Origin of the sequence: Mesorhizobium sp., assembly GCF_004962925.1 — a bacterium.
Taxonomy (GTDB): Bacteria; Pseudomonadota; Alphaproteobacteria; order Rhizobiales; family Rhizobiaceae; genus Mesorhizobium.
This window is the reverse complement of the sequence record NZ_SUEO01000031.1, coordinates 26,112-39,416: the sequence shown is the minus strand read 5'-3', so window position 1 is coordinate 39,416 and position 13,305 is coordinate 26,112. Positions and strand designations below refer to the sequence as shown.

The 13,305-nt window shown below is 61.1% G+C and carries 13 protein-coding genes and 1 pseudogene; 3 read left to right on the top strand and 11 right to left on the bottom strand.

Translation table 11 applies throughout. From position 1 onward, the window contains the following. From E5W87_RS09650 to E5W87_RS09615, 8 genes are all read right to left on the bottom strand, one after another. A partial coding sequence (locus E5W87_RS09650) for a ThiF family adenylyltransferase (protein WP_292396417.1) occupies window positions 1–424 on the bottom strand: 424 nt, incomplete at its 3' end. A 120-nt stretch (window positions 425–544) separates the two neighbouring features. Further along, window positions 545–1,714: a DNA replication/repair protein RecF gene (gene recF / locus E5W87_RS09645; RefSeq protein ID WP_292396415.1), complete on the bottom strand. Its 1,170-nt coding sequence runs from the start codon at window positions 1,712–1,714 to the stop codon at window positions 545–547. Window positions 1,715–1,739: 25 nt separating this feature from the next. After that, the gene (gene dnaN, locus E5W87_RS09640) at window positions 1,740–2,858 is read right to left on the bottom strand and encodes a DNA polymerase III subunit beta (RefSeq protein ID WP_292218687.1); all 1,119 of its coding nucleotides are present in this window, start codon (window positions 2,856–2,858) and stop codon (window positions 1,740–1,742) included. 299 nt (window positions 2,859–3,157) lie between these two features. Next, a complete protein-coding gene (gene dnaA / locus E5W87_RS09635; RefSeq protein WP_292396413.1) occupies window positions 3,158–4,630 on the bottom strand; it encodes a chromosomal replication initiator protein DnaA in 1,473 nt (490 codons plus the stop codon). 923 nt (window positions 4,631–5,553) lie between these two features. Beyond that, a complete protein-coding gene (gene rpsT, locus E5W87_RS09630; protein WP_292396411.1) occupies window positions 5,554–5,820 on the bottom strand; it encodes a 30S ribosomal protein S20 in 267 nt (88 codons plus the stop codon). A 159-nt stretch (window positions 5,821–5,979) separates the two neighbouring features. Further along, window positions 5,980–6,753, bottom strand: a complete 774-nt coding sequence (locus E5W87_RS09625) for an enoyl-CoA hydratase (RefSeq protein ID WP_292396409.1) — start codon at window positions 6,751–6,753, stop codon at window positions 5,980–5,982. Window positions 6,754–6,823: 70 nt separating this feature from the next. Then, on the bottom strand, window positions 6,824–7,732 hold the full coding sequence (mutM, locus tag E5W87_RS09620) for a bifunctional DNA-formamidopyrimidine glycosylase/DNA-(apurinic or apyrimidinic site) lyase (protein ID WP_292396407.1): 909 nt from the start codon (window positions 7,730–7,732) through the stop codon (window positions 6,824–6,826). After that, a complete protein-coding gene (locus E5W87_RS09615; RefSeq protein WP_292396421.1) occupies window positions 7,725–8,963 on the bottom strand; it encodes a phosphopentomutase in 1,239 nt (412 codons plus the stop codon). Before E5W87_RS09615 ends, mutM begins: the two co-directional genes overlap by 8 nt. A 155-nt stretch (window positions 8,964–9,118) precedes the next feature. On the opposite strand from E5W87_RS09615, the pseudogene E5W87_RS09610 reads away from it, so the two are divergent. Further along, window positions 9,119–10,041: pseudogene (locus E5W87_RS09610) on the top strand (phosphate/phosphite/phosphonate ABC transporter substrate-binding protein). Between the two features lie 119 nt (window positions 10,042–10,160). Here the strand turns inward: E5W87_RS09610 and E5W87_RS09605 are convergent. The 3 genes from E5W87_RS09605 to E5W87_RS09595 form a co-directional block, all read right to left on the bottom strand. After that, entirely contained in the window at window positions 10,161–10,781 is a 621-nt protein-coding gene (locus tag E5W87_RS09605) for a TadE/TadG family type IV pilus assembly protein (RefSeq protein ID WP_292396419.1), read from the bottom strand. Window positions 10,782–10,818: 37 nt separating this feature from the next. After that, on the bottom strand, window positions 10,819–11,379 hold the full coding sequence (locus E5W87_RS09600; RefSeq protein ID WP_292396405.1) for a TadE/TadG family type IV pilus assembly protein: 561 nt from the start codon (window positions 11,377–11,379) through the stop codon (window positions 10,819–10,821). Between the two features lie 149 nt (window positions 11,380–11,528). Next, a complete protein-coding gene (locus E5W87_RS09595) occupies window positions 11,529–11,948 on the bottom strand; it encodes a pilus assembly protein N-terminal domain-containing protein (RefSeq protein ID WP_292396403.1) in 420 nt (139 codons plus the stop codon). Between the two features lie 355 nt (window positions 11,949–12,303). Between E5W87_RS09595 and E5W87_RS09590 the strand changes: the two genes are divergently transcribed. Beyond that, window positions 12,304–12,477 carry a Flp family type IVb pilin gene (locus E5W87_RS09590; RefSeq protein WP_292396401.1) on the top strand — a complete coding sequence of 58 codons (174 nt, stop codon included), beginning with the start codon at window positions 12,304–12,306 and terminating at the stop codon, window positions 12,475–12,477. 147 nt (window positions 12,478–12,624) lie between these two features. Continuing rightward, complete coding sequence (locus E5W87_RS09585; RefSeq protein ID WP_292396399.1) at window positions 12,625–13,143, top strand: prepilin peptidase; 519 nt, start codon at window positions 12,625–12,627, stop codon at window positions 13,141–13,143. Window positions 13,144–13,305: the final 162 nt, after the last annotated feature.

The following is a 13,305-nucleotide window of genomic DNA, read 5'->3' as shown; positions in this document are numbered from 1 at the left end:
CGGCCACCGCATAGCGTGTTTCGAAATTGTCGGAGCCGTCGACGACGATGTCATAGCGGGCGACGAGAGCAGGGGCGTTGTCCGCCGTCAGCCTGAGATTGTGCAGTTCCACGGCGACGTTGGGATTGATGCGGGCAATCGCCGCTTTGGCACTGTCGGTTTTCGCCATTCCGACGGTCTCGGTGCCGTGGATCACCTGTCTTTGTAGGTTTGACAGCGAGACGCTGTCGTCGTCGACGATGCCGAGCGTGCCGACGCCGGCGGCGGCAAGATATTCGAGCACCGGCGCCCCCAGCCCGCCAGCGCCAATGACCAGAACCCGCGCACGCTTCAGTCGCTGCTGGCCGGCGCCACCGATCTCGGGCAGCACGATGTGGCGGGCGTAGCGTTCAAGCTCTTCGTCGGTGAGCGCGATGGTGATCATTGTCCGACCATATAGCGGGAGAAAAACCTTGTCAGGCGTCAATGCATGTCGCCCAAAAAGCCTGCCGTCGGGCTTGACCCGAGGGTGCTCAGCAGTTTTGGTATACCGATATCCAGGAAGTCAAATGGTTGGCCCAACCGTGCCGTGATCGACGGTCAGGAACTGCGCGCGTCCCTTTAGACTGGAAAACAGCGCCGCATCGGTTCCGGTCATGAAAGCCTGGCAGTTCAGCTCTTCCAGGATCGAGAACAGCGCGGCACGCCGGCCGCCGTCGAGGTGTGCGGCGATCTCGTCGAGCAGCAGGATCGGCGTCATGCCCGACATCTCGCCGGTCAGCCGGGCATGCGACAGGACCATGCCGACCAGCAGCGCCTTCTGCTCGCCGGTCGAACAGAGTTCGGCCGGCATCGCCTTGGGCCGGTGCCGCACCACGAGATCCGAACGGTGCGGGCCGTCGAGGGTGCGCCCGGCGGCGCGGTCGCGGTCGCGGCCTTCGGCAAGCGCTTGGCGGAACCGCTCCTCGACATCGACAGCCGCGGAGGTGCCGACTTCGCTTTCCAATGCGCCTGACAGGCCGATGTCAGCTTGCGGAAATGGTCCGGCACTTGGCAACCTGTCGATCATCGCGGCAAGCAGACGCACCAGTTCGGCACGCGCTGCGGCAATCGCCACACCGGTTTCGGCCATTTGCGTCTCGATCGCATCGAACCAGGCGCCGTCACGCGAGCCCTCGGCGAGCAGCCGATTGCGGCCGCGCATCGCTTTTTCGTAGTCGAGCGCGCGCTGGCCGTGGCCGGGATCGATCGCCAGCACCTGGCGGTCGAGAAAACGCCGGCGGTCTGCGGCCGGCCCGGTGAACAATGCATCCATCGCCGGTGTCAGCCAGACGACGCGCAGCCACTCCAGCATGTCCTCCGCCGAGCGCGCTGCCGCGCCATTGATCCGCACGCGCCGGCCGCCCTCGCCGGCTGTATCGCCGCCTGCAATGCCGGTGCCGATCTCGACCGGGCCATCCGGCCCATCGAGCCGGGCATGGAGGGCAAAGCCGCCGTCGCCGCCTTCGCGTGCCACGTCGGCATAAGGTGCACGGCGTAGGCCACGCCCCGGTGTCAGCAGGGAAATCGCTTCCAGCAGATTGGTTTTGCCGGCGCCATTGTCGCCGGAAAAAACCACCGCGCCGGGGTCGAGGTCGATCGACAGGGTTGCGTAATTGCGGAAATTCGTAAGCGACAGCTTACTTATATAGGTCTGCTGCTGGTCGCGCTCAGACGGATTCGCAACTCCGGTCATGACAGCAAGATGGCTTCTTTCGGGCCTATACCCGCATCGGCATCAGCACGTAGAGCGTGGTTTCGTCGGCCATGTCGTGGATCAGCGTCGGCGAACCGGCATCCGCCAGCATGAATTTTGCCTCAGTGCCCGTCAACTGGGCCGCGACGTCGAGCAGATATTTGGCGTTGAAGCCGATTTCGATCGCGTCGGACGAATAATCCGCGGCCAGTTCCTCGGTGGCGCTACCCGAATCCGGATTGTTGACCGCAAGCGTGACCTGGCCTTCTCCAATCGAAAGCTTCACCGCTCGGCCGCGCTCGGAAGAAATGGTCGAGACGCGGTCGACAGCGGCGGCGAAACTCTGACGGTCGATGATCAGCTTCTTGTCGTTACCGGTGGGGATGACCCGCTGATAGTCCGGGAAGGTGCCGTCGATCAGCTTCGATGTCAAAACGACACTGCCGATGGTGAAGCGGATCTTGGTGTCGGACAATTCGGTGGTCACCGCGATATCAGGGTCATCGACAAGCTTTTGCAGCTCGCTGACCGTCTTGCGCGGAATGATGATGCCCGGCATGCCCTCGGATCCTGCCGGCGCGTCGATCTCGGCTCGCGCCAGCCGATGTCCGTCGGTCGCTACCGAGCGCAGCTTCAGCTTGCCGTCGGCATCATGCGTGTGCAGATAGATGCCGTTCAGGTAATAGCGCGTCTCTTCGGTGGAGATGGCGAATTGGGTCTTCTCGATCAGGCCCTTCAGCGCAACCGAATCGAGCCGGAAGATATGCGAGAATGATCCGGCCGAAAGCTCCGGAAAATCGGATTGCGGCAGGCATTGGAGACGGAAGCTCGAGCGGCCCGAGGTCACCGTCATGGCGTTGCCGTCCTCGTCGGTCTTCAGCATGACCTCCGCGCCGTCGGCGAGTTTGCGCACGATGTCGTAGAGCAGATGCGCCGGAACCGTCGTCGCCCCGCCGCGCTCGACCTTGGCAGGCGTGGCTTCGGTCACCTCCAGATCGAGGTCGGTCGCCTTCATCTCGAGGGCGGCGCCTTCGGCGCTCAGCAGCACGTTCGACAGGATCGGTATGGTGTTGCGCCGCTCGACCACGCGATGAACGTGGTTGAGCGACTTCAGGAGATTTGACCGTTCCAAGATAACACGCATGACGAAACAGGCTCGCTTGAATGAATGAACGGGTTCTCCGGCAAGCGGTGCCCCGCGAAAGGTCTGAACAGGCTCAGAATCTGCATAAACTGATAGGAAAAACCCCGCAAGCGCAAGCCCGCGCTACCGGTTCGAGCCGGTTACGCGGGCTTTCTGGGGATAAAGCTGGCGAAGTCCGTAAGCCAATGCTTGTCGCCCAAAAGTGCGCAGCGGTTTTGGGGCAACGACATGCATAAAAACAAAGATTTCAAGCACGTCGCAGCCACCCAAACGCGACACGCTTTTGTTTTTCGGGCCGGTCAGGCTTGATCGTTGATCAGTCTTCTCAGCAGTTCGAGCTCTTGCGCCAGCGTGTTGTCGACGCCCGAAAGATCCTCGATCTTGCGCACGGCATGCAGCACCGTCGTGTGGTCGCGGCCACCGAAACGCCGTCCGATCTCCGGCAACGAGCGCGGTGTCATCACCTTCGACAGGTACATGGCGACCTGCCGCGGCTTGACGATCGTACGCGTGCGCCGGTTGGACAGAAGTTCGGTCTTCGAAACATTGTAGTGACGCGCGACGATGCGCTGGATGTCCTCGATGCGCACCCGCTTCGGCTCGCCCGAACGATAGATGTGGCCGAGGATCTCGTCGATGCGATCGATGGTGATCTGCGGTTCGAACGACTGACGAAACAGAAGCTGGTTGAACGCACCTTCGAGTTCGCGTCCGCTGCCGGTCACCGTGCGAGCGACATGGTTGAGGATCTCCTCCGAGATGTCGAGCGATGCATCGTCGGCCTTTGCGGTGGCAAGGCGCAGCTTGAGCATGCCGATGCGCATGGCGAAATCCGGCGCCGACATTTCGAGCGCGACGCCGCCGTTGAGGCGCGAGCGGACGCGAGGCTCCAGCGATTCCAATTCCGACGGCGGCCGGTCGGCGGCAACCACCACCTGCTTGGCGCTGTCGAGCAGCATGTTGATCAGATGGCAGAATTCATGCTGGATCGACTTGCCTTGCAGGAACTGCATGTCGTCGATGATGAGGAGGTCGATGTCGCGCAACTGCTCCTTCAGCGTCAGCGCATTGTTGTCGCGGATCGCGGTGGCGAACCGCCACATGAAATATTCGGCCGTGAGATAGACGACGCGCGACTTTGGATTCTGCTTCAGCGATTCCGCCGCGATCGCCTGCAACAGGTGCGTCTTGCCCAGCCCCACCGTCGCGTGAAGAAAGAGCGGATTGAAGCGCACCGCGCTCGACTGCGATTCCGCCACCGCCTTGGCGGCGGCGAAGGCCACCCGGTTCGACGGTCCCTCGATGAAGGAGCCGAACGTGTAGCGCGGGTCAAGCGGCGAACCGAGCACATTGTGCCTGAACTCGGTCTCTGCAGGCATTCCCGGGCGGGGTGCCGGCATCCGCTCCGCCCTGCCGGGCACCGCTGTTCCAGCGGCCAGCGCCGTTTGCGATTGCCTTGTCATCTTGCGCGCCGGGGCCAGTTCGGGCTCGACGCCATTGCGCCCCGGGCGGGTAGCGGTGCGCACGACGATCTCGATCTTGAGGATTTCGGGATCCTCGTGTTTCCACAGCTCTGCGATGAGGTCGAGGTAGTGGCCGTTGATCCACGAGCGCAGGAAGGCGGTGGGCACGGAGATGCGAACAATGCCCCGGGAGGCTTCGGCGACCTTCATGCGCCCGAACCAACTCGAATAGACTTCGGTTCCCAGACGCGCCTTCAACTGGGCCTTGACCCGGTCGAACTTCTGTTCCGCGTCGTTGGAAGCCGACATAGTGTCCCCTCCGGTTAAGGTTCCAGGGAATGGGAGGTCGCCCGTAAGCTCCCTTTCGATGCCGCTCTGCATGATCGAGTTCCTTGTCCTTTTGTACCTTTTTCCGCCGGGGATACGCCTCCTGCATCCATGTTTCCGGCGACCGTGTCTTCGCTGCGACACCACCGCCGCCGCCGGCAGATGAAGTCGCCTCGTTGTCAGGGGACCGGCGCCGGCTCCTCAGAACCAGCCCGTTTGGACATGTCAGGGCAAGCAATACAATGCCGTCCGGCGAAAACGCCGGCGCCACTGACCTGCCATATACAGTTACACCAATCCCCTACCGTATCGAAAAAGACAAACCAAACCCGACGCGGAAATGATCCACGTCATGAATTCCGCCACTTTTTTGCTGGCCGATTCAGGCTGGGTTAAGGGCCAACAGGCCCGTCCCTCTCGATAGACCGACATTAACGAAATCGTTGTGGATAGGGCAAGGCCACGACTAACGGATTTTTAAGGAATGTGGTTACCCCAGACGGGTTCGAACCCTGTGTTGCACGGGCGTATTTTGACAAAGCCATTGTGATTCAAACCCTTTTCCGGCGAATATGAAAAAGGCCACACCGCGCGAAATTTTATGAAATAATTTTCTTGACAGGCAATTGTCCCCCATCCCCCGCACGCGATGTGAACAAGCTGTGGATGGACCGTCTATAAGCTATTGAAAAGTAAGGATAGTTTCTGACAGCCGATATTTCCGTCGCGGGGGCTTTCAGCGGCCTCGAATATCAGCAGGCATGTATATGCCGGCAAAGCATTTCGAACATTGAAGTTCGCGCGGAGGTGCGGTTTGCGAGCATTCTTTTTAAGTACTTGCCGGCAAACGAAAAAACCCGGCGCGAGCGGCCGGGCTTAAAGAAGATCAGTTCTGGAAAAGTATATCAGGCCGACAGCACCTTGAGCCGCTGGGCCAGACGCGACACCTTACGGGATGCCGTATTCTTGTGCACCACGCCCTTGGTCGCGGCGCGCATCAATTCCGGTTCCGCCACCTTGAAAGCAGCCTGCGCGGCAGCCTTGTCGCCCGCGGCGAGCGCCTCTTCGACCTGGCGGATATAGGTCCGCACGCGCGAGCGGCGGTTCTTGTTCATCGCCGTGCGACGGGCGATCTTGCGCGTTGCCTTTTTGGCCGAGGAGGTATTGGCCATGATGCCTCTCTTCTGATCTGGTGGGCGCATGCGGGATGCCGCAGGGCGCAAAAAACAAACGGGCAGCCACAGGGCCGCCTCGGTTGGTGCGGCTTATAGTTCAGCTTTTCCGGCGCGTCAACGCTGCTTCGCCTTCTTTTTGGCCGCTGCCGTCACGATCTACCGGTTCGTGAAATTCGGCTTCCGCTTCTCGGCAAAGGCGGCCATGCCTTCCTTCTGGTCGTCGAGCGCAAACAGGGAGTGAAAAAGCCGGCGCTCGAACCGCAGCCCTTCGGCCAGTGTCGTTTCATAGGCGCGGTTGACGGCCTCTTTCACCATCATCACCGACGGCAGCGAAAAATCGGCTATCTTGGCCGCCGCCTTCAACGCCTCCTCGATCAGCTCGCCGGCAGGTACGACGCGCGACACCAGGCCGCAACGCTCGGCCTCCGCGGCATCCATCATCCGTCCGGTCAGGCACATGTCCATCGCCTTCGACTTGCCGACGAAGCGGGTTAGGCGCTGTGATCCGCCCATGCCCGGCATGACGCCGAGCGTGATCTCAGGCTGGCCGAACTTGGCATTGTCGGCGGCGATGATGAAATCGCACATCATCGCCAGTTCGCAGCCGCCGCCGAGCGCATAGCCGGCCACCGCTGCGATTACAGGCTTGCGCGCCCGGGTGAACTCTTCCCAGCCGACAAAGAAATCCTGCACATAGGCGTCGACAAAGGAGATCGCCTGCATTTCCTTGATGTCCGCACCTGCCGCGAAGGCCTTTTCGGAACCGGTGATGACCATCGCGCCGATGTCGGCATTCGCGCAGAAGCCGTTCACGGCCGCGACCACTTCCGCCAGGATTTGGGAGTTCAGCGCATTGAGCGCCTTCGGCCGGTTCAGCGTGATCAGCCCGACCTTGCCGCGGGTTTCCACGATGATCGTTTCATAGGCCATGACTGTATCTCCTCGCTCGGTCATCTACCTTACATCTGGCGTCCAGCTCACACACGGTATCCAGGCTGGCTCACAACTGACAAGTCCGGCAATAGAAGGTGGAACGCCCGCTTTGCACGACGCGCTCTATGTGGCCTCCGCAGCCGCGCTTGGAGCAGGGTTCGCCCTCGCGATCGTAGACCGCGAAGGAATGCTGGAAATAGCCCAGGGACCCGTCGGTCTGCACATAGTCGCGCAGCGACGATCCCCCGGCGGCGATCGCATCAGCGATCACCGCGCGGATTGCTTCGGCCAAGGCGTCGCTCTGCTGTCTGGCCTTCTTTCCAGGCTTTGCGATTGTGCCCGCCTCGCGCAACGGCGACAGCCTGGCGCGCCACAGGGCCTCCGACACATAGATATTGCCGAGCCCAGCGATCAGCCGCTGATCGAGAAGGGCCGCCTTCAGCGGCGACCTCCGGCCTTTCAGCAGCGAGGCGAGCAGCCCGCCGTCCAACGCATTGCCTGTCGGCTCGACGCCCAGCCCTGCCAGCATCGGATGTGTGCCGGGCGCCCCTTCCGAAAACAGCATGAAGCCGAAACGACGCGGGTCGTTGAAGATCACGCGCGACCGCACGCCTTCGGGCGAGACAACATGGAAGACGACATGGTCGTGCACCGCGTTTTTCGAGCGCTCGTGATAAAATGCGCCCAACATTTCGCTGTTATCGGGCATTTCGCCGTCATCGGACATTTCGATCCGGAACGAACCAGACATGCCGAGATGGCAGATCAGCACCGGGCCGTCTTCCAGATCCATTGTCAGGTATTTGGCCCGGCGACCGAGTGCCGTAATCGTCTTGCCGGTCAGCCTCTCCGAGAATTTTTCAGGAAACGGAAAGCGCAGATCGGGCCGGCGCGCCTCGACGCGTGCGATGCGGGCGCCTTCCAGGACCGGCTGCAGGCCACGCCGGACCGTTTCGACCTCAGGCAATTCAGGCATGGCCGCCTATCGCTGCATAGAAGGAGGTGCCGTGGCGGCCGCGTGCCAGCCCAAGATGCTCGGCGACGGTTTCACCGATGTCGGCGAACGTCGTTCTGAGCCCAATGTCGCCGCCAAAACCTGGTCCCGTGCCGATCACCGGAATGCGTTCGCGCGTATGATCGGTGCCGTGCCAGGTCGGATCGTTGCCATGGTCGGCCGTGAGGATGAGAAGGTCGCCGTGCCTCAGCCGTGCAAGCGCCTCCGGCAGCCGCCGGTCGAACGCCTCGAGCGCGGCGGCATACCCGGCAACGTCGCGCCGATGGCCGAACTCGGTGTCGAAGTCGACGAAATTGGCGAAGACGAGATCGCCGTCGCCCGCGTCATCCATCGCGCCGAGCGCCTTGTCGAACATCGCCATGTTGCCGGCGGCCTTGCGCACTTCCGAAATGCCGCGATGGGCGAAGATGTCGCCGATCTTGCCGACGGCGATGACCCGGCTGCCGCGCGCCGTCAGCCGGTCGAGCAGGGTTGGTTCGGGCGGCGGCACCGAATAGTCCCGGCGGTTGTGCGTCCGTTCGAAGCTGGCGGCGGTTTCCCCGATGAAAGGTCGCGCAATCACCCGTCCGATGCTCAGCGGATCGACCAGCCTGCGCACCACCTTGCAGAATTCGTAGAGCCGTTCCAGGCCGAAGTGAACTTCATGCGCGGCGATCTGCAGGACGGAGTCGACCGAAGTGTAGCAAATCGGCTTGCCGGTACGGATATGCTCCTCGCCGAACTGTTCGATGATCTCGGTACCCGGAGCATGGCAATTTCCGAGAATGCCCGGCACCTCTCCTTCGCTGATGATCGCTTCGGTCAGCTCGGCTGGAAAGGCGGGAACCGTGTCCGGGAAATAGCCCCAGTCGAAGCGGACTGGCAAGGCGGCGATTTCCCAATGGCCCGATGGCGTGTCCTTGCCGCTCGAAATCTCTTGGGCCGCGCCATGGAAGGCGGAGGCGAGCTGGGCCTTGGCGCTGCTGTCGATGCTGAATCCTGTCGCGGTTCTCGCCGCGTGGCCCAGACCGAGCGAGAGCATGTTGGGTATGGAAAGCGGTCCTTTGCGCAGCCCATGGCGATCCGCGCGGCCTTCCGCACAGGCTCTAGCGATGTGTCCGAACGTGTTGGAACCGGTGTCGCCATAGCGCTCGGCGTCGGCCGCGCCGCCGATGCCGAAGGAATCGAGAACGAAAAGGAAGGCGCGCGCCATTGCAGGGTTCATTATTATTGTCTGTCTGTCCGCCCAGACATAGGGTTCCGCGGCGCCATTGGCAATTCGGAACCAGATGGCTTGGCGCGATAGTTGAGATGCGGCGAAATGCCGGCATGGGCATGGATCGATGAAATGCGAGAGCGGGGGCTCACATGAGGCATGGCTTGAAGGCCTCCGTAGCAATCATGACGATGCTGGGCGCATCCTGGTCAAACCCGGCGCGCGCCGATTGGCGGGACGACATCGGCACGTTTCGTGTCGGCATCGTTGCCGAGGCCGGCGCCGGCAACACCGTTCCGGGTCTGGAGCTGTTGGCGGATGCCTACACCAAGGCGCTCGGCATGAAGGTGGAGTTTGTCGTTGCCCGCGACTACGCGGCGCTGATCGAGGCGCAGGCCAATGCCCACATCGAATATGCGGTCTATTCGGCGACCGCCTACGCCACCGCATCCGAACGTTGCGAATGCGTCGAGCCTCTTGTCGCGCCTGTCGATTCCGACGGCGCGGTCGGCATCCGCTCCGTCTTGCTGACGCGGGACGGCAAGGTCCCGGATCTGGCCGCGATGGAAGCACATCGGGTCGCCATGGCGCCTGCGGACAGCGTCGGCGGTTCTCTCTTGCCACTTGCCGGGCTGGCCGCCGAAGGCTTCAAGGTCGCCGGGAACGCACCATTTCTGACGCACGCCAGTTCGGCTGCGGCGGCTGAAACGATGCTGGTCAATGGCGAGGCCGATGCCCTGTTCGGCTGGATGCCGGCGATGGCCGATGGCCAGCCGCATGTTCCGGACGGCACGGTGGCCAGGCTGGAAATGGCAGGGATTTCGAAAGCAGCACTTCGGGTCGTGTGGGCGTCAGGCGTGCTGCGATATGGTCCCCATGCCGTCCGCAGCGATCTCGACCCCGAAGCCAAACGGCGGCTCACCGTGTTCCTCATCAATTCAGATCGATGTCGCCGGATATCTACGATCTTCTGGAATCGAAACATTCCGGCGGCTTCGCCGTCGTCAGCCCGAAGGACTACGCGATGGCCGCGGCGATCGTGCGCCTGGTGTCAGGCAACGGTCGACAGCAATAGCAACCGGCGTCGGAGCATCGGACCAAAAAATGAAGACCGGTTCTAGGTCAATCCGAGCGCAGAAAAGGGAGCGGCGGTGCGGCTCGATTTGAGAGTCCGCCGCTCTGCCCGCGGTTGTTTCAGCAGGAGCCGCAAGGAATCGTCAGGCTCCTGCGGGGCCTGAGATAATATGTTTCGCCCATCGATATCTTGTTGAAGACCGAGCTCAACCCAAGCCGCTTTTCACTGTCCGCCGACCAGGTGATGATCGGCTCGTATGCAAGATTGCTTTCGACGCGAATAAGAAAGGTGTCCTTGATCTCAAGCGCTTTTGGAACCGTGGTGACGGAGTCCTTGGCGGCGTCGGCGCTAAAGGCATCGCCAACCATCTTGCGTGACCACTCGACCAACACCTTCGGCGGCGTTTCGTTGGTGACCTTTATCGCGGTGATGACGATCTTCGGGGTCGAGCGGTTGTAGGGCTGAAGGGTGGAGTTGCCGATCTTCATGATCGCATCGAGATCGGCGGCGGAGATTATCTCCTGCTGGGTGACCAGATCCGCCACCATGCTGCCGATGCGGCTGACCTTCTTGCTGGTCTCGATGGCTTGCGAGGCTTCCATGGTCATGAAGTACATGATCAGCAGGACAGGCACGATGAAGGCAAACTCAACGGCCGCGACGCCGCGGCGATCGCAGCAGAACCGGATGACTTTCGTGCAGATCCCAGTGATTCCCATATGTGCCCCCGCACGCCCCATGCCCTCGTCCTTCTCCCCACTCACGCAACGGCTCGGTTCAGTCGTCGAACGGCTCGTTCTGCCAGGTCACGGATGCGAAATGCAGCGTTTTGCCCTCGTTGAGATTAGCCATCGACTTGGCCATGAAATCGGTCATGACCGGCCATTTGTAGAAAACCCGCAGCATGTTCTTCGACGCGGCCAAGCCCGGGGCTACTGTGAAGGTCTCTGCATTCGTGCCTTGCGTCAGCACGATGTCGCCGTCCTGGATCTTGAAGCTCGCCTTAGCCGCATCGGCGAAGGTCGGATATTCGCGCAGATCCACCAGTAATCCGGGGCAGTCCTTGGCGACCATGATCTCCAGCCGGCTGCAGATCATGGCCTTCAGCTTGGCCTCGGTCACGTCGGCCCTCTTTATCTGCCCTGTCCGTAGCTGGCGCGCGACGTCGTCGGTGACGTTGGCCATCACCTCCTGCCCGGCAAATGAAATGCAACTCTCCAGGATGGCAAAGACGAGGAGCGCAAACGGCACCGCAAGCATCGCGAATTCGATGGCCGTGCTGCCGCGCCGGTCACCAAGGAATCGCGCGGAAAAGCTCGCTCGTCCTGCTTTGCTCATGTCCCGTCGCTGCCGATCCTGAAGGGGTGTCGGAGGAAACATTAGCGGAAACCCATTGAGGTGCAGTTTGGATGATCGTTAAATTCGACGGAAAGGTTTTAAGCGGCCGATAACCGAAGCGGCATTTCAGCGAGACGAGGCCCGGTTGCTTACCGGCCGGCGCTCATCTCGGCTTCCGAGGCTTTCTCCGCATCGCTCTTGTACGAGCTTTCGCAATACGGCGTGCAGGACATGGTCTGTATTTCGGCACGCCGATAGATGCGCACCGACGACGCGTCCTGCCGCACGACAGTGATCTGCTCGTCGACGATCGGACTGCCCTCTTGATCGAGGACGACGAGGTTGGTGACGCCAAAGCCCTTGCCCGTCAGCACGATCGTGGAAGCATCCTGCACGGAGGCGTCGGCGATCGCCGGATTGCCGACGACGATCGTATCGGCGGCGCGCGACAATTTGACGATCTTCGCCTGGTTCATCGTAACCTCGATGCCAGCGCCATTGGCCGGCACGACGAAGGCCGTGGCGGCAAGAAGCGCAGCAATCGGAAAGGACGATCTCGGCCCGGTCATTGAAGCGCTCCACGGCGGCGAACTGCTCAACGGAACATGAACGAGATTGGTGAACCAACGGTTAAGCGGATGGGAGCCGTGGTGATGTCGGGATCGGAATCATGATCGCCTGGAGCGCACCGCCCCTTTCTCAAATCGCCAAATTGCAGCTTTCACCACCGTTGACGTGCCTGTCGGGTTCGCGGGGCGTCACTTAGTTTACGGTTAACCACGCAATGCCTTCGAAGCGGGAAAGGAATCGGTAAGGCTGTTTATTAAGCCGATCGAAAGAGCTTCTCCATAGATTGGCAGCATCCGATCAGCCGCCAAGAGAAGTTGACGGAATTGCTGTAACATCTGGAGTAGGAGCTCTCGAATGGCTAATCTCATTGCACGTTTTGTGAAGGACGAATCCGGCGCGACCGCTATCGAATATGGTCTGATCGCCGCCCTCATCGCGCTCGCCATCATGGTCGGTGCCGGCGCCCTGGGCAATAGCATCAACCAGAAGTTCAAGGATATTTCCTCTACGCTGAATGACGCCGGATAATAGCGACGTTGGTCGCTTTTTCGGATCAAGGGCCGCCTTGTTGGGCGGCCCTTATTCATTGTGTCAGGCGATTTTGAATTCCCGGCCTCATCAATCGTTAATCGAACATGTCTAGGCTGGGCCAGCCAGTTGACCATAGGCCGCCCGATGCTTGAAGCCCTGATCTTCGTTGTCTTTCCGTTCTGCATGCTTTTCGCCGCGATCTCCGACACGCTGTCGATGACGATCGCCAATCGCGTGCCGGTGCTGCTCGTGGCTGTCTTCGCCCTGGTTGCACCGTTGACGGGCATGGACTGGGCAACCTATGGCTGGCATTTTGCCGCCGGCGGCCTTGTTCTCGCCGCGACGTTCGGCCTGTTCGCGCTTGGCGGCATGGGAGGCGGAGACGCCAAGCTGCTGGCCGCCACGGCCCTCTGGATGGGGCTGAACATCCATCTCGTCGAATATCTCGTGGCCTCGGCATTCATCGGCGGCCTGCTGACGCTCGCCATCCTCGCCTATCGGAAATCGCCGCTTGCAGCCGTTACAAGTCACAATCCGTTTTTGCGCCACTTCGCCGACGAGACATCAGGCATACCCTATGGCATAGCGCTCGGCATTGGCGGGCTGCTCACCTTTCCGAATTCACCGTTGATGGCGTGGGCACTCGCAAGGCTGGCAGTCTAATTCTCTCGCCAAGCTTCCCACGTCAGATCAGCCGTCCACTATTTCGATTTGGCGTTGGAGCAGGCGGACTGGCCGCCTTTTTTGCGGGCAGAACCGGATGCTTCAAATTTATGTAAACCTTAAATTAATCACGATCGTAAGCATTATATTAACCTTGTTTTG